Consider the following 20,906-nt stretch of genomic DNA (forward strand, 5'->3'; position numbering starts at 1 on the left):
ACACCACCCCCCTTTTAATGATATGTATTCTCATTAAGCTTATTTCTCTTTAATTGATCGTTAGTTATTATGTACTACTATCTCTGCTTTTTTGATCTGTGACAGTTCAGGGTGCGGAATGTGGGATGGAAACCCAACAACTAAAAGCCCTGATCAAAGAAACTATTTTAGAACTGATAGAAGAAGAAAAATGGACAATTCAAAAAACCTTAATCCCAATTTTGATCAATAAAGAAAATGAAGAATGGAACAAATTTTTCTGAGAACAAGCTATGAGAGACTTAGAAAATGATCATCTTCCTGAATACACAGAATCCGATTTAACAGATACTTTTGGGTAAAATTGTGGCAATTTCTGAAGGAAGATTAAGAAGAATTAGACAAAATCTAGCAAATTGGATTTTAAAAGATTAAGTATATTTTGATGATTAAAGGATATTTCCTCATCTGTGTTTATCTGTGTTTATCTGCGTTCCCCAAAAATCAGGTGGGAAAAACCCACCCAAAAAATCAAACAGAAACTAAACCAAAGCGTTGAGGTTTTTTGCGGTTTCAAAGAAGAAAGCGACGTTTTCCTCTGGAGTTTCTGGTAATACACCATGTCCGAGATTAAGGATATGTCCCCAGTTACCGGCTTTGCGAACAGTGTCCAAAACGCGATCGCGGATAAATTCCTTAGAACCAAATAACACACCGGGATCAAGATTACCCTGTACTTTCACGTGCTTACCTAATCTGGCTCGTGCATCCGCCATATCTACTGTCCAGTCTACAGTAATAATATCAGCACCGGAGGTTGCCATTCTTTCCAAAAGTCCGGCGCTACCTGTCACCAACAAAATTAATGGTGTGTCAGGATGAGTTTGTTTCACCTTCTCAAATACCATTTTTTGATAAGGTAGAGCAAAGGTATCATAATCTTGAGGGCTTAATTGTCCAGCCCAAGAGTCAAACATTTGTACTACTTGAGCACCACAATCAATTTGATAGCGCACGTAATCTGCAATAGACTCAGCTAATTTAGTTAATAGCTGATGTAGAACAGTGGGATCTGAGAAGGCCATATTTTTGATGATGGAATAGGTTTTAGAACCTTTACCTTCCACCGCATAAGCTGCTAAAGTCCAAGGTGCGCCGACAAAGCCTAATACCGTTGATTGACTACCTACTTCCTGCCGTAATGCTTGCAAAATCGTTTTAATGAACGGCAGTGCTGTTTCTGGATCTAAGGAATGCAGTTGATCAACTTGTTGTTTAGTGCGTATGGGCGAATAAATTATCGGTCCCTTCCCTTCCGCAATATCCATGTCAATCCCCATTCCTGGTAGGGGGGTGACAATATCGGAAAATAAAATTACTCCGTCGGGTTGAAAAGCTCTCCAGGGTTGGAGGGAAACTTCTATAGCTACTTCGGGGATTTCCGAGCGATCGCGGAAAGAAGGATATTTGTCCCGTAAATTCCGATATGCTTGCATATAGCGTCCCGCTTGTCGCATCATCCATACGGGGGGACGGTCTACTTGTTCACCACGAGCGGCGCGGAGGAGGAGAGGAGCCGTTGAGGAAAAACCCATTTAACAACTTGCCTTTATTTGCACTTTTATATTTGACATAACCGTTTGCCAAAACCTACTAAAATCTACTAATGTAGAAATGCGTAATAGTTCTTGTCTTTATAAAGGTAAAACCTTTAATGGTGCAACGGCTGCACTCGCTATCCCTTCTGTTGTATAAGCATTAGGGAATACTTTTCTAACAATTTGTAATGAACCCCTCGTCCTTTCATGAGCGAGGATTCCTTGACATTTCACTGACCGGTGCTACCGAAAAGTAGTCTGATCCAGTCTGGAGTGTCCGTTTATAGTCTCCCAATGCCCTGTGGCGACTATACTTAGTTTACTATAAAGCGGTCTTAGAAGGACGGGGCTTGTATCCGATTTTTTTCGGTCACCATATAGCTTATCATTCTCAGATTACCCTTGATTCGCTTGAGGGTTTAATTCCGGGGAGATGCCCTCCCTTATTTTTTGCCAGATTAAGAATATTGCTGTATTTGTACTCTTGAGCAAATTAAATCCACTATAAGCAATTATTTTTACCTTGTTCAGCGATTTCTCAAGCTTCTACCAAGTTTTGTCTATCTATTTATGACTCATTATGACTCAAATCAACTGCTAATTGTTCAAAATCTGCGAATTTTAGTACCAGTTGTTTTTTGCTGTCGTCAGAACGAGTGGGGTGAGAGAGTAATTGTTGTAATAATTCAATCCCCCATTTTTTTAACTCCTGTGTAGTTGCTGTTTCTCCCAAACAGACAAACACTTTGATTAGAGATTGCAAAATTTCTAGGTACAATTCTGGAAAATCCTCCAGTGAGAGAGTGGATAGTGCCAGTTGGTATTCAGATATAGCATCATGCCAATAATCACGAAGTGCGATTTCTTTTTTCCCTTGCTCGTAGTAAGTATTAGCGATAGCTATATGTAATCTTGCCCAGCCTTCCGGGTGAGTATCTGGACGAAGATGCTTCAAACCCTCTTGATAACTTGCTAACTTGCCCTCATAGCCACCTAAGTTAAGAGCGGGATTAGACTTAGAAATGTTACTAACTACAATCAATGATGATTGGTAAGAGTTGAGATTAGCCGCAGCTACACCACGACCGAGCCAAGCTTCCCAATAGTCCATTTTAATTTGTAAAGCATTGTCATAACAGGAAATAGCTTGGGCGAAACGTTCTAAGTAAAATAGGGCTACAGCTTGGTTATACCAAGCGGGGTGAAAATCAGGTTTAATAGCTATGGCTTTTTGATAGGAAGCGATCGCCTCTTGACGATTACCTAAGTTTTCAAAAGACACACCCCGGTTATACCAAGCCAAATAAAATTCAGGTTGAATAGAGAGGGCTTGATCATAACTAGCAATTGCTTCCGCATATCTTTTTAAATTAAATAAGACTATACCCCGATCAATCCAAACCTCATGATAGTCCGGTCGTAGATTCAGGGCTTGATCATAACTAGCAATTGCTTCTACGTCTTGTTGAATCACAGCTAAAGATATCCCTCGGTAGTACCAAGCCTCCGCGTCTTCAGGTTGTAGCTTGATAGCTTGATCATAACTAGTAATTGCTTCCGAGATTAAACCTAACTTGAGTAATGCTAAACCTCTGCTAGACCAAGCTTCTTGGTAATCTGGCTGAATAGTGATTGCTTGATCAAAAGCAGCGATAGCCGGATCAAATTCTCCCAATTCGCAGAGAAGACAACCTCGACTGTACCAAACCTTGTATAAATCGGGTTTGATTGCCAGTGTTTGGTCATAAGCGGCGATCGCCTCAGTAAATCGCTGTAAATGAAAGAGAACTAACCCCTGATGCCACCAATATTCATAAACTTGAGGTTGTAGTTGACTAGCCCGTTCATACAAAGCCAAAGCGGCTAATAAATTTCCCGATTTAGCTTGCTGTAGACCTTGAGAAAATAAAGTTTCCGCCTGATGAGGAACAAATATTTCTGATCTTGGTTGCCCAACGATCTGACCATCACGAATTGCCAAATCTGAAGCTAACTGCTCAACGAGATTAGTGCTTTGCTCCAACCGTACCATCAACTCATCTAAAGTGGATGCTAACTGGGGTTGTATCGCTATCAAGCTTTCCTTGTGGAGATCTAATGGATCTACAAATACTTCCTCAACATTTTGGGGAGGTTTCTGAATTGTATAGTCGTCACTGTGAGATTCACTTACCGTCTTACTCTTTTCTTTTGCAGTATTTTGAGACAAAGACTTACCAGTTGACCCTGGAGAAGAATTTGTCAATAAGTTCTCAATCAGTTGGGATACTGATTGGTCAGTAATAGCATCCACATCCTGATATGCCCAGAATTCTTCACCAATTTGGCGAAGTAATTCTTGACCAGGACTATCTAGCTCCTCTTGAGTGGGTATAGGGATGTCTAAGTCCTGTGGTTCTTGACCGCGCTCATGGTCTTGGTTCATGTTGCGCCACAATAGCTGAATCCCAATATCATGGGACATGTTGCCAACCTCACCAATACCCAACTCACCCAGTTGTACCATCCGTTGGGCTAACTCATGATTAGGCGCGGGAGAAGATAGTAATTTGTCACCATAAGTCAACAGCCAATCTAGCCAACGGTCAACAGTAATTCTTGGTTCCATCCGCTGCAAATACTTCAGCGCCCACCGTTCTCCTCGCGCTTGATGCACTCCTTCCAACAGTTCGTTAAATAAAAACTCTAGATCCGCATTCGTAAGTTCTGGTGGCTGCTCTGCCACCAGATTACCTTGACTAGTCTGGGGATTGATGATCCCCAGACTGTCAAAGATGTACTGTAAAAATTCGCTAAGCCTCTGCAATAGCCACCTTAACATCTGCCAATTTATTGAATTTTTGCTTCTCCTAGATTGTAGCTATCGTTGTGTCTAAAAAATCATTAATTACGGAATCAATTACAAAATTGAGATCTAATTACGTAAAATTCTTGATAGCTACAGTGAACAAATCAAACTTAGTTATTGAGGTTAGTGATCAAAAGATGGAGTCAGAAACTCTTCCCATCACTAATCCTGATTATACAGAAGATTTATTAGCTTCATGATACTGATTAACCAAGGCTTGAATAATTTCTTCTGGATTATCTGTTTCCATTCCTAGTTGTTCGGCAACTTGCTGACATAGGTTTTCATCATCCTGCAACATCATAAGTAACTCATCTAGGGTAACAGTTTTGTATTCTTCTGTCGTTAGTTCTTCCTCCGTTTTGGTTGGTATTGAGGGATTATTTTGTACTATATCTGGTCCATCATATTCCCAAATTGGCTCTCCCGGATTGTTTGTTAAGATTTTCATACCTATATCGTAGGACAGATTACTGATTTCCCCAACTCTCAATTCACCGAGTTGAACTAATCTAGCTGCTAATTCATTATGAGGTCTAGAAGATGCTAATAATCTTTCCCCAAACCGATTTAACCATTCTAACCAGCGATCCGTGCTGACACGATCCTCAAGATTATCTAGCCATTTTTGCGCCCAGGTTTGTCCCTTAACTTGATGGACTCCTTCTAAAAGTTCTGTAAATAGAAATTCTAAATCTGTATCACTCAGGGGTGGTGCTACTGATTTTGGAACTTGTTCTCCAGCGGAGGTGAGATTTTGTTTACCAGCAAACAAGCACCGGAAAAGTTTTTTGATCCATTGAAGTAGTTGCTTGAGCATCTGCGGCACCATTGATGTTGCTTCTTCAAATTTTAACGATAGTTAGTACCCAGGTTTGCACTAAAAGTCTTTTCCTAGGGTCAAGGGAAGGGGAAAATGCCATAAGTTGTTAGAATGGTGAAACCCTTAATTTACCTGGGATATACGGATTTAAACCTGTCTCCATGTCTTACGAACCGCTGCACCATAAGTATCGGCCAAAAAGTTTTGCTGAACTGGTGGGTCAGGAAGCGATCGCTACTACCCTAACTAATGCTATTCTTTCAGCAAAAATCGCCCCTGCTTATTTGTTCACTGGCCCCAGAGGTACAGGAAAAACTTCTAGTGCGAGAATTTTGGCTAAATCTCTCAATTGTCTGCAAGGTAACCAACCCACACCTGAACCCTGTGGGGTGTGCGAAATTTGTCAGGGAATTACTAAAGGCTATTCTACAGATGTGATTGAAATTGACGCTGCTAGTAATACTGGTGTTGATAATATTCGGGAACTGATTGAAAGGGCGCAATTTGCTCCCATGCAGTGTCGGTATAAAGTTTATGTCATTGATGAATGCCATATGTTAAGTACCGCAGCCTTCAACGCATTACTTAAAACCCTAGAAGAACCACCTAAGCACGTCGTTTTTGTTCTGGCAACAACTGACCCACAAAGGGTATTACCAACAATTATTTCTCGTTGTCAAAGGTTTGATTTCAAGCGGATTCAACTAGAGTCTATGGTAAAACATCTAACTCACATTGCCTCCCAAGAAAATATTAATATTTCCCATGAATCTTTGACATTGGTAGGACAAATTGCCCAAGGGGGATTAAGAGATGCAGAAAGTTTACTAGATCAATTAGCTTTAGTCAATGGAGAAGTGACACCGGATAAAGTTTGGGATTTGGTGGGTTCAGTCAGTGAAAAAGACTTACTGGGACTATTAGAGGCTATTAGTCAAGATCAGGCAGAGATAGTATTAGACTTTACCAGAAAAATCCTAGATAGAGGTAGAGAACCCCTAATAATTCTCCAAAATCTCGCCGCTTTTTACCGGGATTTCCTGATAGCGAAAACCGCCCCCAGTCGTCAAGATTTAGTTACCTGTACCCAGTCAACTTGGACATCATTAGTCAACTTTGCCCAAAAATTTGACACCAGTACCATCCTACTGGGACAACAACACCTGAGAACGGCAGAAGTACAACTAAAAAACACCACTCAACCCCGATTATGGTTAGAAGTAACATTACTGGGATTATTACCCAGTGCCAATATTCAAATCCAAACGGCAAATATTTCCCAGCGAGTTAATACAACTCCTGTAACCCCAGTTTACCCTCCCGTCGCCCCTGCACCGGCATATCCGCCCACAAATCACAATTCACCTGTTAATTTCCCACCACCAGTCCCAGAACCTTTATCCGTACCAGCACCAGTAGAGCCAATTAGAGAAGATTCACAATACGACTTAACACAACTTTGGCAACAAGTGCGTGGACATATTCAACAGCTACCCACCCAGGCACTACTAGGGCAAATGTGCCATTTAATTGAGTTTAACGGTTCTATGGCCCGTGTAGGGGTAAAAGCAGTTTGGTATGACAAAGTGAAATCTTATGTACCTGTGATTACTACAGCATTTAGACAAGCCTTTCAGCAGGAAATACAAGTCACTCTAGAAAAAGCTAATGGCGCAAATGTGATATCAACGAGAAGAAATCCACCGGGGCAAAATTCTCCTCCCGTTCAACAACCACCCCAACAACCACCCCAACAACCACCCCAACCTACATCCCTCCCACCCACACCACAGCCAGTATCTACAGTATCCACACCACCTCCCGCACCTGTCAAAACTCAGCCAGTTGTCACTAACACAGCACCAACACAAGCTATTTCTTCTCCTACAAAAGTGCAACCACCACCATCAAATTGGGATCACGATGGTGTACTCAAAGCTGCGGAAAGTTTAGCCAAATTCTTTTCTGGAGAAATCATCCGTGTGACAGATGATAGCTTCCATTTAGCTAATTCCGTTACTTCTACGGAAACTCATGAAATATATGAATCTTATGTTGATGATGAATATACTTGAGAAATGCAGCAGGGGATAATCACGTCCTGTTTCCTGTCCGCTTTATTCGAGCTTTTGATATTCAGTCATGATGATTTTTCCTTTTTAATCAGGTTCAAATTTTAAATATGTTCCTCCCAGTCCTTCCACAATTATTCTTGTATTAGCGTCCATCATTTTCTGATAGGTGTCTCCGTCAGTCCCCGCTGCACCTAGTCCATGAATATAAAGTGGTCTTTGAAAAACCTTAACATTGGCTGCTGTGGCTAGAGATTCAAGTAAATTAGAGTTAGTTGTTGTATCTGCAAAAATTGTTGGTACGTTAGCTTTTTGAATATCCATAGCGAAATTTTCGACTTCTGTATATGTCAGCTTTTCGATATTTTTGATCTTAGCTAAATTTACTGAATATGGAATATTATAAGCCTTGACGTAATAAATCATTGCTGTGTTGGATGTGATTAACTTGCGATTTTTAGCAGGAATAGTATCTAGTCTTTTTTTAATCCAATTATCAATTTGATTCATTTCTTGGATGACTTTTTTAGTATTTTTACTATAGATATTTTTATTATTTGGTGCTAATTTAATTAAATTATTATTAATAATCTCTACCATTTTTATGGTATTATTAGGATTATGCCAAATATGGGGTTCTATAAGTTTAATTTTGATTGGATTTTTGACAGCACTTTCAGCAACAGCAATTTTTGGATAAGAGTTTGTATTTGTAGTAGATTTAATGATTTTCATTAAACCTGGTTCAAAATTGTAACCATGATATAAAACCAAATCAGCACTTTCAATAACTCGACTATCTTCCGGTATGGGTTTATAGGTTAAGGGGTTCATACCAGGAGGGATTAAACATATCAGGTTAATTGTATTCCCAGCAACTTGTTTTGTTAAATCACAAATTACGCTATTAGTTGCTACTACTATGGGTAAGTTACTGTTAATAATAGTCGAATTTCTTTGATTATATATTGTACTAATATTTCTATTTCCACAGCCAAATAATCCTAAGATTAAACCGAAAATGGTGGTTTTTAATAAATGGGTAAAATGGGTAGATATTTTTTTTCCTAACATAATTTATTGTCGCTTATAAATATCTGCAAAGTTCCAGAATTTAAACTTACTTTTTCAGAGTTTGATTATCATATCAATTAATTAATAAAGACACAGCAAATCTGTATCTTTATTAATTAGTCTAACTTAATTAAGCCCCAATCATAGGCAATTTACCTTGTAACTTATCTAAATTAGTCTGAACGCAATTAGCGCAACTACAACCAGTTTTTTCTATCACATAATGTGTAATCTTATTTATTTGCGGTATTGTTAAATCAAGATTCGCTTGATTAGATAATAACGCAATTGTATTTGCAGCAGGTGTAGCTTTCAAGGAAGCCTGTGCTGGGTTGACTAGTAATAGCAGAGATGCTAAAAATGCGGGAAAAGCAAGTAAAATCAGTTTGACTATTTTCATAATTCACAGATAAACACTGCTGTTAGTACAGCATAATTAGTCAATTGTCAATTGTCAATTATCAGAGGATTTTCTTACCAGTTAATATTTCTCTTACTTCTAACATGGCCGAATAGGTGGGGAGAATGTGTAAAGTTTCATTTGTTGGTGTATGCTTTAGAGCAGTTGCGATCGCTTTGTGCAAATCTGACTCTACAATCAGGTTAATATTACTCTCCACAGATTCTTGACTATAACGCAAACGTAAGGCCATATCATACACGCGATCGCCACTCACAATCAATGTTCCTCCCCGTGCTACCAACTTTTCCGTATCCACGTCCCAAATCCATGATACATCAGTACCATCGGGGGTTCTGTCATTCAAGACCAATAAAGTAGTTTTATCGGTACTTTGAGTAACGACGCGAATAGTTTCGTTTGTACCTACGGGATTTTTAGATAATAGAATCCGTACTCGTTTACCGTCAATAACTAAATCTTCAGCGCGACCAAAAGCGGCTTGAAAATCGTTAATTGTATCTCTGATAATAACATCATCAATTCCTAATTCTTTTGCTGCTGTAACTGCGGCCAAAGTATTATATTTATTGTACAAACCGACAAGAATTTGTGGCCAGTTGCGACTTAATAATGCGGGTTGACCTTTAGTAAAACCACAACTAGGACAAGTAAAATCTCCCAAGTGGGATAAATAAACCCCTTGATAGTCTAGAGCATGGCCGCATCTAGGACAATAGATAGAATCAACAGCGTGAGGAATAGCTTCTAAATAATTTTCTGGTTCATTTAAACCAAAGAATAAGACTCTTTGTGGTAACTGTTGACCCAAATATGATAAAGTTGGATCATCAGCATTGGGAATAACTACGGTTGTTTCTGGTAAAGTCGAAATTACCTTGGTCCACCGCTTACTAATACTATCTACTTCTCCATATCTATCTAATTGGTCGCGGAACAGATTTAAACAGAGAATAATTCGAGGTTGTAGCGGTTTCAAAACCTTGGGAACTATATTTTCATCAACTTCTAAAATTGCATAATCTATATTTAACTTTCCCAACAGATTAGCATTGTCTATCAAAGCAGTTGCTAAACCATTTTCCAGATTCGCGCCTGTAGAATTATGGGCAATACGAAACCCCTTTCGTTGTAAAATGGTGCATAACAGCAAAGCAGTAGTAGTTTTTCCATTTGTTCCCGCAATAATAATTACCCCGTGTTTAACTTGCTGACTCAATAATTGCAAAATTCGGGGTTCTATACGTCGCGCAATAGCACCTGGTAAAACACTAGCAGCACCAAGACGCAGTGACCTGACCAAAAACGTCACGCTTTTGGCTATTGATACCGCAAAACCTAAGGTAATTCTACTGATAAATTTTATTTTTTTACCCACAGTCATGATTTATTAATAACGTGATCATTGTCAAAAGCATTTGAAACTGTAAATTTAACTAACTATAACGATTTTGAATGAGTATGTGTATCCGTAGACATAACATCTTTATTTTCTCTTCCTCCATGATCTCTGTGTCTGGTGTGGTTCATTAAAAAAATCAAATAGGATTATTATAGAGAAGATAGCATCAAAAGGAGACAAGGAGACGGGAAATAGGGAAACAAGAAAAGATGATTTTTTTCAATGACCACTGACAACTGACAATAGACCAATGACAACTGACAACTGACAACTGACAACTGACAACTGACAACTGACAAATACAAGGTTTCTGTGAATGAATATAATAAAGTGGCTTTTTTTACAAACTCAAATAATCACCAACTGGAGACGGTTAATATCTAAATGCTTATTGCTGCTTCCTTTGCTATTCATAATTAGTATACAGCCCGCAATGGCAGGTATTAAAGATGATCGTTATGATGGTAATATTTTTGTAATTTATGCTGGTAATGGTTCTTTAGTTCCTGCCAAAGAAACACTAGCACAGACATTAGCAGAACACAAACCAGCCCTAGTGACATTTTACATTGATGATAGTAGCGATTGCAAGAAATATGCCCAAGTTGTTTCCGAGGTACAAGCATTCTATGGACGCGCAGCGGAGATTATTCCTATCAGTGTTGATACCATTTTAGCTGACAAGACCTATCAACCGACAGAACCAGGATATTATTATTCAGGGGGTGTTCCTCAAGTTGTAGTTTTTGACCAGTCGGGTAAAGTAGTCTTGAACAAAAAAGGTCAAGTACCTTTTGAAGAAATAGATGACAAATTTAGAGAAATATTTGATTTATTACCTCGCACTGAGTCAGTCGAGTTAAAACCACGTTCTGCTAAACAGTTTAGTAGTCAGTTAGAAGATCAATAATAGTTCTTAATGTATCGCCATTCTCGACTAGAATTACCTTAACCTGGTATTAAGGTCATTTGTAAGGCGATTAAGGCAGGTTACGATATTATGGCTTATTCTTGGTTTAAAGCATTTCATATTATTGGCTTTGTGGTTTGGTTCGCGGGGTTATTTTACCTAGTTCGGTTATTTATCTACCACGTTGAAGCCAACCAAGAACCAGAACCAGCAAAAACGATACTGAAAAACCAGTATCAAATCATGGAAAAGCGTCTTTATGATATTATAACTACCCCTGGAATGTTAGTAACAGTAGCGATGGCTATTGGTATCTTATCTACAAACATGGATATTTTACAAGAACCCTGGCTACATTTCAAATTAGCGTTTGTAGCTGTTTTAATTGGCTATCATCATTATTGTGGTAGACTCATGAAGCAGTTAGCAGCGGATGAATGTAAATGGAGTGGTCAAAGTTTACGCGCTTTGAATGAAGCACCAACGCTTTTACTAGTTGTAATTGTCATGTTGGCTATATTCAAGAATAACTTACCCACCGACATGACAGCTTGGCTAATTTTCGGTTTAGTAGTGTTCATGGCTGTGAGTATTCAAATTTACGCTAAAATCCGTAGACGCAATAAAGAGAAGCTAACAGCAGAATTAAATCAAGTTCCCCAAGGGTAATAGTATATAGTATATTGATTTGCGCCTGGGTGGGAAACAAAAAACGATTTACCTGAAAATGGCTGTAACTACTTACTGTAATCGAACAGTTCCAGCTTGACAATCCCGTAACCATAGTTTAACACCTTGAGCGATCGCACCATAACTACTATTTCTGGGTGGTGCGATAGGAGGTTTAACTGGATACTCACTGGTTTGAGAAAACATCATAACCACACTCCAACCAGTGTTAGTTTTTGTCAAAAATAGCCTGTGAAATTCTTGTAATTCTACAGGTTTCTTATTAAGATATTTTCTCTCTAAGGTTGTAAAGAAAACCTGTTCTACTCCTTCCGTGTTATAGTTATCCCCATGATCAATACCAGGATTTAATGGTAAAGATTCAAACTCTGGTTTACCCGCAGCCAATATATAGGAAAAAGTATCAACACTCCTTTTCAGACGACGCGCACGTTGAGCGACACGGTTAGCATAACCAGGTAAATCTAACATTAATTGAGTTGTTAAAGTTTCTAAACTTTGTTGAGAACAGGAGTTAGTAACTTGGGGATTTACAGATTTAGGAGTAATAGTTTTCGCAATTAGAGGATAATAAAATCCAGGAGCAATAAATAACCATAAATTACAGGCTATTAAATATAAGCGCCAAAAACCAGGAGAGAAATTGATTTCGTTCTTCCTTGTTCTTTTTTCCTCTTCAACTTCTAAACTCCAGTCAAGGTTTAGCATTGCTCGTTTTTGTCATCATATAAATTGTAAATAATAGCATTTCTCATCCTCCTAGGTACAGCAATTAGGAATGAAACGCAGATAAACGCAGATAAACACAGATGATTTTGTACCTCCATAACTTATCGAAAACTTATCGAATAATTCCCACTCCCAAGAAAAGCCCAAAAAATACTATCAAGGGGGTTGACAATTGATTTTGAATTTGTTCTGATGTAAAAGACGAGGAAGAACTATCTTGATAACCAAAGTTTTCTTTAGTCAAGAGGCCTTTGGTTTTTGGTAGGAAAAGTCTTTAACTCCTCAACAACCAGATTCCAGGCTAACTCAGGTTCAGCAGCCGCAGTAATAGGACGACCGATAACGAGATAATCTGCACCCGCTGTGATAGCTTGGGAAGGAGTGAGCGATCGCTTTTGATCGCCTTTTTCAGACCAAGTAGGCCGCACCCCTGGACAAACGAGCAAAAAGTCATTTTTACAAGTTTCTCTTAATTGTTGCACCTCCTGGGGAGAACAAACCGCCCCATTCAACCCTGACTTTTCAGCTAAAAGTGCCATTTCCAGAGCAAATTCTGGTAATTCCAGGGGAATTTTCAAATCAAACGCCAATTGTCGTGGGGAAATACTGGTTAACAACGTAATAGCGATTAATTGCGGAGGTTTTGTTCCGGCTTTTTCCGCTCCAATTTCCACAGCTTCCGCAGCCGCTTTGAGAGCATCCTTACCACAAGTTGCGTGAATTGTCAATAAATCCACCCCATAACCAGCAGCAGCGCGACAAGCACCAGCGACAGTGTTGGGGATATCGTGAAATTTCAAGTCGAGGAAAATACGTTTTTGACGAGATTTGAGGATATCGAGAATTTTCGGACCTGTGCTGGTAAACAACTCCAAACCAACTTTCCAGAAAGTGACTTGAGGAAGTTTATTAATGAGAGCGATCGCGCTATCTAAATCTGATACATCTAAAGGTACAATAATTTTTTCATCATTCATAATTCTGATTATTACTTATTACATATTATCCAATTTATTATACTTCAATAGCGATGTTTAATATGACTACTTTTGAGTAGTTTAACAATTAGACTTACTTAAATAAAGCCTATAAGTGTTTAATAACATATAAATACTGTGTAATAGAGTACAACAAAAATTTTACTCTTAAGCCTGTTATTTCCTTAATTTATAAGTTTAAATTATAGATAATTGGAAAATAGTTTAAATATTTCTATTCTGGAAAAATTAATATAACTTCATATTTATATTTTCTTAATATTTTATTGAGAATAATTTCTATTTATCAACGATCTTGCAATAGTTTCAGCGATTTGGTAAAATTTCAAAATCTAGGCGTAGTATATCAATTTTCTAAAATTGCAGGAAGTAGAATCTGGAAATCCTTTATTGATAGGTATTTGAGAAATAGGGAAAGTGAGGACGGGGAAAATATTCAGGAGTGATAGAGAATCTTTCGGACAAATTTAGAAATACCTTGATGTACTTTTGTAAAGCAAAGTCAGGGGTGGGTTGACAAAATAGACAGTTTATGATATGGCGATTAGCAAAAATATTTGCTAATATATCGTATAATAATATTATTTATATTCTTCATCTGCATTGGAATCAATGAATCAATTTTATCATCTTGTAGGAGATCACACCATAACTAATGAAATCTATAGATGAAATTCGTGAACAACTTCAGTCAGGAAATTTTGAATTTACTCGTCACGGATTAAAACGTTTAGTTGAAAGAAATATCAGTCGCTCGGAAATAATGGAAACAGGAGATAATGCAATTATTATTGAAGATTATCCTGATGATAAATACTCTCCTAGCTGTTTAATTTTAGGATTGACAATTAATAATCGTCCTTTACATTTACAGGTATCAAGACGAGAATCTGATATGTTAACTATTATTACTTTATATGAGCCTGAGCAAACAGAATGGATTAATTATTCCCAAAGGAGGTTATAATGCTAAGTTGTCATATTTGTGGTTCAGATAAATTTACTGAAGAATTAGTTAATGAAACTTTTGAAATCGAAGGTAAACTAATGTTAGTTGAGGGTATTCCCGCTAAAGTTTGTTCTCGTTGTGGGGAAGTAACATTTAGTAGTGAAACTGCTGAAAATATTCGTTTAATGTTGAATAGTAATCAAAAATCCCAGAGAAAAATTGAGATTGATGTTTTTGCTTTTTCTGCTTAATTGATAGCTTGAGTATTTGTCAGTGGATTATATTCAGCTATAATTGTATTCTTATCTATTTGAGGTCAAACAATGAAAGCTTTTGAAGTCATGGGAAAATTTGATGAAAAAGGTCAATTATTATTAGATAAACCTTTAGAAATTCATGCACTTAAACAAGTCAGAGTCATTATCCTTGTACCAGATGAAACTGAATCTGATTCTGATGATACCTCTGTTATGGAAATTAAAGCAAGTTTAAAAACAGCATTACAAGAAGCGAAAGCAGGAAAAAGAATACCTTTAGAAAAAATGTGGGAAGGAATTGATGCAGAATGAGTCTTTCTTAATTAATATTGATTTAACTCCTGAATATCAGAGGAATTTAAAATATTTAGCCAAAAAGTATCGCAATATTCGCTCTGATACTCAGTTTTTTATTACGGAATTACAAAAAGGCAATTTATTAGGAGATAGGTTAAGTGGTTTTGGTGAAGATATTTATATTTATAAAGCTAGAGTCAAAAACAGTAATATTCAAAAAGGTAAAAGTGCTGGTTATCGGGTAATTTATTTACTTGAATCGGAAACCAGTATTTTATTATTGACAATTTATAGTAAATCTGAACAAGAAGATATTACTGATTATGAAATTGATTCCATTTTAGACGAGTTTTATAGAGATGAATAAAAAACGCTAATAAGAGAAATATAATAAATGTTGGGTTGAGGTAACGACCCTCAACCTACTTCTACTTCTTACTTGCTTAATTCACCAATGTTAAACTTAGTTCAACACGCCCTTCCTTTTGTAGTTCTTCTAAAATCTCAGAGGGAATATTAGTTACTCGTTTCACTTTCGCATCAATTGTGTTAACAAAAGTCTTATCACTTCTCTCAGTATATGTCCGAATTTCCATTAAGTCACGTTCATTATCCAAAATAAGATGACTGCGAAGAACCTTATCACCTTTGGATTTCATAGTTTCGTGTATCTGTTTTACATCTTCTTCAATTAATTCAAAATCTAATAATCCGTTTTTAACACAGACTAAGCTAAAAGTTTCTTTCAATCCTTTCTGAATTGCATTTGAAAGTTGCTTAGGGATGCTTGCAATATTGTTGAATAGCTTACTAAACTTGTATTTAAGACTTTCTTGTTTATCCATGATTAACTATCTCCTAAGTTTGCTGCTGCATAATTTTAACTTTCCTCTTTGCTTCAAGTTGCTCCTCAATATCAGGAGGAACTTGATTAGGAGAAATTTCTTCGCGTTTTACATGACGGGTTGTAGCACCAGTGTAAATATTTCTAGAAAAAACTTCTATTTCCTTATAAATACGAGTTCCTTCTTTTACAATATAAACAAGTGCATCCGATGTAACCTCAACGTCATGATTTATGACATCCAGTATATAGCCTAGCATTCGACTAGCCCATTCCTTAATTTCATCCCAAAAATTATCAACAGTAAACCCTGCTAAAGCGCCGCCTATAATTATTGCCCAAGTTATTGGATCAATTGGCATAAAATTCTTGCTCCATAATATTTTTATCAGATCCATTCACAGGAGTTTCGGCTAAAAGTGGTTTTCTCTTATGCCGGATTTTTACTTCTGTGTACTTGTCAATTTCTTCTTTGACTAAAAGCTCATCAATGCTTTTTACCTTTTCAGTCAACAATTTCAAGCCTAACTTAATAGTGATATTTTTGATATCACCACCACAAAGACCATCACTAATATTTGCTAAATGCTGATAACTGACTTCCTTGGGTACTTTTTCAGATAGGTGAAATCTCCATAGCTGTTCTCTCATTGCTAAATCTGGAGCTAAAAACTCTATATTAAAAAGAATCCTTCTCAAAAAAGCCTCATCATAATTATCAAAAAGATTTGTGGCAAACACAATAATCCCATTGAATTTATCTAAGAGAGTGAGCAAGGTACTTTTTGCTGAGTTCACACCATGATCTGCTGCTTGCGATAGATTGGAGATTCTTCTACTAAGTACAGCATCAGCTTCATCAAAGAATAGTAAGCTGTTTGTTTCTTCTGCTGTTTTGAAAACTGATGCTAAGTTATCAGATGTTCCTCCTACAAAAGAAGATTCAAGCTCACCATAGTTAGCTCTAATAATTGACATTCCAACTTTATGAGCAATTGCATCAGCCGTTATGCTTTTACCTGTACCTGGTACGCCAAAAAAGTTAATGCTCAAAGCACTTCCTGTTTTCAGAAAGCGATTGAATTCCCAATCATTCAAAAGTTTCTCTCTGTTTTTTATGTAGGCAACCATCTGGTCAATTTGGTCAAGTGTACTTTTGGATAGTGCTACTTCTTCAAGAGTCCACTTCGGCTGCTCTACTAAAGTCTTCACTTCCTCTTGCTTATTTGACTTATCGCTGTCTTTGACAATTGTGAACTTCATGCTCATCCTAATACAGATTGTATTTGACTCAACTACCATAATGCCAAAATATCAGTATTTTAAACAGTCTGATATAAACGGATTTATACGGTTGTTTTATTACAAAATACTAAGCAAAAAATAGGAAAAGATCGGAAAAAATTGAATAATATTCATCTATAATGGTTACAACCTTTACAATGTATAGCTTGTATGAATATAAACGAAGTTGTTACATTTGTTGATAAGATAGTCTTTGAAAAAACTGGCAAGCATTTAGACGACGTTCAAGCTGCTGTAGTTCAGGGAACATGGGAAAGACGAACCTATGATGATATTGCACAAGAATGTAATGTTACTAAAAATCATGTCGGAGATATAGGTGCTGAATTATGGCAACTTTTATCCCAAGCATTAAATGAAGATATTAAAAAAACTAATTTCCGTTCTACATTAGAAAGAATATATATTAAATCATCTCCACATTCTCTAAATGTTTATCATATACATGGAAATAATAATAATTTTTATCATCCACAAACCTTAAATCATCCTAATAAAGAAACTCAAGAAACTAATATAAATACCCAATCTAAATTATCTCATCACGATTTAACTCTAGCACCCCAAATCATCAAGTTTCATAACAGAGAAAAAGAACTACAAACCCTTACCCATTGGATATTAAACCAAACTACTAATTTAATCTCCATCTTAGGATTATCCGGTATTGGTAAAACCACCCTCGTTAAAAGATTCATAGACTTACATCAACAAAAGTTTGAAGTTATTATTTGGAGAAGTTTAAAATTTCCCAAATCCCTAAATTTACTAATTAACGACTTATTAAATACTTGTCAACAAGAACCCAAAGCAACTATAAATGATAAATTAAAACAATTATTTGATATTCTCACAAATAAAAAATGTTTAATTATTCTTGATGATGTACAAAATATCTTTACTCCTCATCAATTTGCGGGAAAATATCAACCAGAATATCAAGACTATCAAACCTTATTCAAAATGATTACAGAAACCCAACATCAAAGTCATCTAATCTTAATCAGTCAAGAACAATGTCCAGAAATGGAATCTTTAGATGAAGAATTATATCCTATCAAATCTTTAGAACTATCAGGACTAGAAAATATAGATATTCTCAAAAATACCGGATTAAAAGATGAAGATACTTGGTTAAATTTAATGATATTATATACAGGTCATCCATTGTTTCTAAAAACTATTACCATCTCAATTAAAAAGATTTTTAATGGTAAAGTTAGTGAATTTTTAGCAGAAAATGAATTAGTAATTACTCAAGAAATGCAATCTTTATTTAGCCAAATATTTAATAATATATCACCCATTGAACAACAAATTATTTTAGCATTGAGTAAATGTAATCAACCTGTATCTAGAGAATATCTAAAAATTACCTTAGAATTATCTTCTACTAATTTTATTAATGGGTTAGAATCTCTACAAAAAAGGTATTTAATTCAGAAAATTACAGGGGATAACATATTGTTTGATTTATCTCCCATTTTCAGAGAATATGTCAGAAATTTTTGTCAAAATTACAGGACTTAAGCAAAATATTCCTCAAACCCTCATTTCTCTGTGTTCTCTGTGCCTCTGTGGTTAGTTATTCAGTGAATCGTGCGTAAGTCCTAGATTAGTCAAAATTAATTTATAGCTGTTTAGATAATGTTTGGGGAATAAATCTGCAAATATCTTGATTTATTTGATTTAAACCTACATCATACCAGCTTTTAAAATCTGATTTGCAGTTAAATTTAATTCGGGAAAAGTTTGAGAAATAACCTGTTCATCATCTCTAAATCTGCTGATTTGATATTCTCCATCTACCAAATTACAAACAGAAATAGTAGGTTGTTTAGGATTACCAATAAAATTACGTCCTCCTAAAGCTGCATAATCTACAATCCAATATTCAGCAATACCCATTTCCTCATAATCAGCATACTTTAAATGGTAATCATCACGCCAATTAGTGGAAACAATTTCGATGATTAATGGTATAGAAGCCCCATGACTAATAACTGATTGTTTTTTCCATAATTGTTCATTAGCTAAATTGGCACGATTTAAAACCAACAAATCGGGAAAATAACCAGAATCTTTACCTTCTGGTCTAACTATAACTTGATTAGGTATCACATAAGATAATCCCATTCGTTTAATTTCAAAGGGGATTTCTACACCTAAAAACCCTTTAACCTCTTCATGATCTCCCACTGGTTGGGCTATTTTAACAATTTCTCCATGATGTAATTCATAACGTATATCGGAATTGTCAGGAAGCCAGTTAACAAATTCCTCGAATGTAACAATTTTAGTTAAGGTTTGAATCATGACTTTTAAGAATTACTGATAATGACAACATTATAACTGGCAGATTGGTAGGGTGCTTTGCTACTGTATAAATCCTGCAAATAAATAGATTTTCCATATCTGACGCACCCTACAACTCTGTACGGACAAACAGCTGTAGGGGCGAACGGCCGTTCGCTCCTACTTTACTAACCGTATAAAATTCTTCTTACCCACCTGTAACACTTTATTATATAAATCATCAGGCTGAGAAAAACTTAAATCCGCATCATTAATCTTATCACCATCTATCCTCACTCCACCCTCCTGAATTTTCCTTTTACCTTCGGCGGTACTTTTACATAAACCAGTAGCACCCAAAATAAAGGCTAATTTCGCAGGAAATTGAGGAATAGCAGCCACAGAATACTCCGGTAATGATGCTCCATCCCTTCCACCAGTTTTAGCAGCCTCTCTAGCCTCATTAGCTGCCGCTTCACCGTGATATTGACGCACCACTTCCCATGCAAGATACTCCTGGCGATCGCGTGGGTTTTGTGGCAAACTATCTAAAGGTAGATCTGTCAGCAATTCAAAATACTGTGGGAGTAAATTATCTGGTACACCTTGAAGTTTTTGATACTTTTGTGAAGGATGTTCACCCAAACCGACATAATTACTTAAAGATTTAGACATTTTTTGTACACCATCAGTACCAATTAAAATTGGTAATAACAGTCCAAATTGCGGTTTGAGATGAAAATGACGTTGTAGATCTCGCCCGACAGCGATGTTAAATTTTTGATCAGTCCCCCCCAATTCCACATCAGCCTCCACAGCCACGGAATCATAACCTTGCATTAGTGGATACAGGAACTCATGGAGAAAAATGGGACTTTCTTGTTGATAACGTTCTGAAAAACCTTCCTTAGCTAACATTTGTCCTACAGTCATTGTGGAAAGTAGCTCTAAAATTTTCCCCAAATCCATCTGGGAAAGCCATTGAGAGTTATAACGTACCTCCAACCGACCAGGGGTATCAAAATCCAAAATAGGACGTACTTGGTCAAGGTAAGTTTGAGCGTTTCGTGTCACATCAGCTTCCGTAAGCTGACGACGCACCTCAGATTTACCAGTAGGATCACCAATTCGCGCCGTAAAATCTCCAATAATCAGTACCGCCGTATGACCAGCATCTTGAAAAGCCCGCAATTTCCGTACAGGGATACTATGACCAAGATGAATATCTGCCCCCGTAGGGTCAATACCTAGTTTAATTCTTAAAGGACGGTCGGAATTAAGTAACCGCTTTTCCAGACTTTCCGTGTCATGATCATCGTTATGGGGTTGAGGAAAAATTTCTGCCACACCACGATGCAACCAAGAGAAATTTTGCGTCATACTAAGAAATTCGCCATTAAATATACTTTCGACTG

At 36.8% G+C, this 20,906-nt stretch carries 21 protein-coding genes and 1 pseudogene; 9 read left to right on the forward strand and 13 right to left on the reverse strand.

All coding sequences use genetic code 11. The features are described 5' to 3' along the window. Positions 1-98: 98 nt before the first annotated feature. Positions 99-263 (forward strand): hypothetical protein, encoded by a 165-nt coding sequence (locus FFO06_RS21145; RefSeq protein ID WP_162501186.1) that lies wholly within the window; start codon positions 99-101, stop codon positions 261-263. A 258-nt stretch (positions 264-521) separates the two neighbouring features. Here FFO06_RS21145 and hemE read toward each other — a convergent pair whose 3' ends face one another. The 3 genes and pseudogenes from hemE to FFO06_RS08575 all read right to left on the reverse strand — a co-directional run bounded on the left by hemE (position 522) and on the right by FFO06_RS08575 (position 5,245). Beyond that, a complete protein-coding gene (gene hemE, locus FFO06_RS08565; RefSeq protein WP_137907666.1) occupies positions 522-1,574 on the reverse strand; it encodes a uroporphyrinogen decarboxylase in 1,053 nt (350 codons plus the stop codon). A gap of 544 nt (positions 1,575-2,118) precedes the next feature. Next, positions 2,119-4,398: pseudogene (locus FFO06_RS08570) on the reverse strand (tetratricopeptide repeat protein); the annotation flags it as partial. 199 nt (positions 4,399-4,597) lie between these two features. Beyond that, positions 4,598-5,245 (reverse strand): hypothetical protein, encoded by a 648-nt coding sequence (locus FFO06_RS08575; protein WP_236097108.1) that lies wholly within the window; start codon positions 5,243-5,245, stop codon positions 4,598-4,600. Between the two features lie 164 nt (positions 5,246-5,409). Between FFO06_RS08575 and FFO06_RS08580 the strand changes: the two genes are divergently transcribed. Further along, complete coding sequence (locus FFO06_RS08580) at positions 5,410-7,323, forward strand: DNA polymerase III subunit gamma/tau (RefSeq protein ID WP_137907668.1); 1,914 nt, start codon at positions 5,410-5,412, stop codon at positions 7,321-7,323. A gap of 84 nt (positions 7,324-7,407) precedes the next feature. Here the strand turns inward: FFO06_RS08580 and FFO06_RS08585 are convergent, their stop codons facing one another. The 3 genes from FFO06_RS08585 to FFO06_RS08595 all read right to left on the reverse strand — a co-directional run bounded on the left by FFO06_RS08585 (position 7,408) and on the right by FFO06_RS08595 (position 10,199). After that, the gene (locus FFO06_RS08585) at positions 7,408-8,394 is read right to left on the reverse strand and encodes a metal ABC transporter solute-binding protein, Zn/Mn family (RefSeq protein WP_137907669.1); all 987 of its coding nucleotides are present in this window, start codon (positions 8,392-8,394) and stop codon (positions 7,408-7,410) included. 130 nt (positions 8,395-8,524) lie between these two features. Then, the gene (locus tag FFO06_RS08590; protein ID WP_137907670.1) at positions 8,525-8,794 is read right to left on the reverse strand and encodes a hypothetical protein; all 270 of its coding nucleotides are present in this window, start codon (positions 8,792-8,794) and stop codon (positions 8,525-8,527) included. Positions 8,795-8,855: 61 nt separating this feature from the next. Beyond that, positions 8,856-10,199 (reverse strand): Mur ligase family protein, encoded by a 1,344-nt coding sequence (locus tag FFO06_RS08595; protein ID WP_137907671.1) that lies wholly within the window; start codon positions 10,197-10,199, stop codon positions 8,856-8,858. 334 nt (positions 10,200-10,533) lie between these two features. On the opposite strand from FFO06_RS08595, the gene FFO06_RS08600 reads away from it, so the two are divergent. Both FFO06_RS08600 and hemJ read left to right on the forward strand, forming a co-directional pair. Next, positions 10,534-11,127, forward strand: a complete 594-nt coding sequence (locus tag FFO06_RS08600) for a thylakoid membrane photosystem I accumulation factor (RefSeq protein WP_137907672.1) — start codon at positions 10,534-10,536, stop codon at positions 11,125-11,127. A gap of 90 nt (positions 11,128-11,217) precedes the next feature. Then, entirely contained in the window at positions 11,218-11,796 is a 579-nt protein-coding gene (gene hemJ, locus FFO06_RS08605; protein ID WP_137907673.1) for a protoporphyrinogen oxidase HemJ, read from the forward strand. Positions 11,797-11,868: 72 nt separating this feature from the next. On the opposite strand, the gene FFO06_RS08610 is transcribed toward hemJ, so the two are convergent. Both FFO06_RS08610 and pyrF read right to left on the reverse strand, forming a co-directional pair. Then, positions 11,869-12,525 carry a hypothetical protein gene (locus FFO06_RS08610; protein WP_199306398.1) on the reverse strand — a complete coding sequence of 219 codons (657 nt, stop codon included), beginning with the start codon at positions 12,523-12,525 and terminating at the stop codon, positions 11,869-11,871. A 257-nt stretch (positions 12,526-12,782) separates the two neighbouring features. Then, complete coding sequence (gene pyrF / locus FFO06_RS08615) at positions 12,783-13,523, reverse strand: orotidine-5'-phosphate decarboxylase (RefSeq protein ID WP_137907674.1); 741 nt, start codon at positions 13,521-13,523, stop codon at positions 12,783-12,785. A gap of 676 nt (positions 13,524-14,199) precedes the next feature. Between pyrF and FFO06_RS08620 the strand changes: the two genes are divergently transcribed. From FFO06_RS08620 to FFO06_RS08635, 4 genes are all read left to right on the forward strand, one after another. Next, the gene (locus tag FFO06_RS08620) at positions 14,200-14,511 is read left to right on the forward strand and encodes a DUF4258 domain-containing protein (RefSeq protein WP_137907675.1); all 312 of its coding nucleotides are present in this window, start codon (positions 14,200-14,202) and stop codon (positions 14,509-14,511) included. Then, positions 14,511-14,744, forward strand: coding sequence for a YgiT-type zinc finger protein (locus tag FFO06_RS08625; RefSeq protein WP_028088778.1), 234 nt, complete (start codon positions 14,511-14,513; stop codon positions 14,742-14,744). Before FFO06_RS08620 ends, FFO06_RS08625 begins: the two co-directional genes overlap by 1 nt. Positions 14,745-14,816: 72 nt before the next feature. After that, positions 14,817-15,062 carry a type II toxin-antitoxin system RelN family antitoxin gene (locus FFO06_RS08630; RefSeq protein WP_028088777.1) on the forward strand — a complete coding sequence of 82 codons (246 nt, stop codon included), beginning with the start codon at positions 14,817-14,819 and terminating at the stop codon, positions 15,060-15,062. Beyond that, positions 15,052-15,414: a type II toxin-antitoxin system RelE/ParE family toxin gene (locus tag FFO06_RS08635; RefSeq protein WP_137907676.1), complete on the forward strand. Its 363-nt coding sequence runs from the start codon at positions 15,052-15,054 to the stop codon at positions 15,412-15,414. Before FFO06_RS08630 ends, FFO06_RS08635 begins: the two co-directional genes overlap by 11 nt. Positions 15,415-15,490: 76 nt before the next feature. On the opposite strand, the gene FFO06_RS08640 is transcribed toward FFO06_RS08635, so the two are convergent. Genes FFO06_RS08640 through FFO06_RS08650 form a run of 3 tightly spaced genes read right to left on the reverse strand, consistent with a single transcriptional unit; the run spans position 15,491 to position 17,154 of the window. After that, positions 15,491-15,892: a hypothetical protein gene (locus FFO06_RS08640; RefSeq protein ID WP_137907677.1), complete on the reverse strand. Its 402-nt coding sequence runs from the start codon at positions 15,890-15,892 to the stop codon at positions 15,491-15,493. A gap of 13 nt (positions 15,893-15,905) precedes the next feature. After that, positions 15,906-16,253, reverse strand: coding sequence for a hypothetical protein (locus FFO06_RS08645; protein WP_137907678.1), 348 nt, complete (start codon positions 16,251-16,253; stop codon positions 15,906-15,908). Next, the gene (locus FFO06_RS08650) at positions 16,243-17,154 is read right to left on the reverse strand and encodes an ATP-binding protein (RefSeq protein ID WP_137907679.1); all 912 of its coding nucleotides are present in this window, start codon (positions 17,152-17,154) and stop codon (positions 16,243-16,245) included. The genes FFO06_RS08645 and FFO06_RS08650 overlap by 11 nt, the downstream gene beginning before the upstream one ends. A gap of 192 nt (positions 17,155-17,346) precedes the next feature. Here FFO06_RS08650 and FFO06_RS08655 point away from each other — a divergent pair, with 192 nt between their 5' ends. Continuing rightward, positions 17,347-18,726: a helix-turn-helix domain-containing protein gene (locus tag FFO06_RS08655; RefSeq protein ID WP_137907680.1), complete on the forward strand. Its 1,380-nt coding sequence runs from the start codon at positions 17,347-17,349 to the stop codon at positions 18,724-18,726. A gap of 165 nt (positions 18,727-18,891) precedes the next feature. Here FFO06_RS08655 and FFO06_RS08660 read toward each other — a convergent pair whose 3' ends face one another. Both FFO06_RS08660 and tyrS read right to left on the reverse strand, forming a co-directional pair. Beyond that, positions 18,892-19,512, reverse strand: coding sequence for a Uma2 family endonuclease (locus tag FFO06_RS08660; protein ID WP_137907681.1), 621 nt, complete (start codon positions 19,510-19,512; stop codon positions 18,892-18,894). A 159-nt stretch (positions 19,513-19,671) separates the two neighbouring features. Beyond that, complete coding sequence (tyrS, locus tag FFO06_RS08665) at positions 19,672-20,871, reverse strand: tyrosine--tRNA ligase (RefSeq protein WP_137907732.1); 1,200 nt, start codon at positions 20,869-20,871, stop codon at positions 19,672-19,674. Positions 20,872-20,906: the final 35 nt, after the last annotated feature.

The organism is Dolichospermum planctonicum, assembly GCF_005402965.1.
GTDB lineage: Bacteria > Cyanobacteriota > Cyanobacteriia > Cyanobacteriales > Nostocaceae > Dolichospermum > Dolichospermum planctonicum.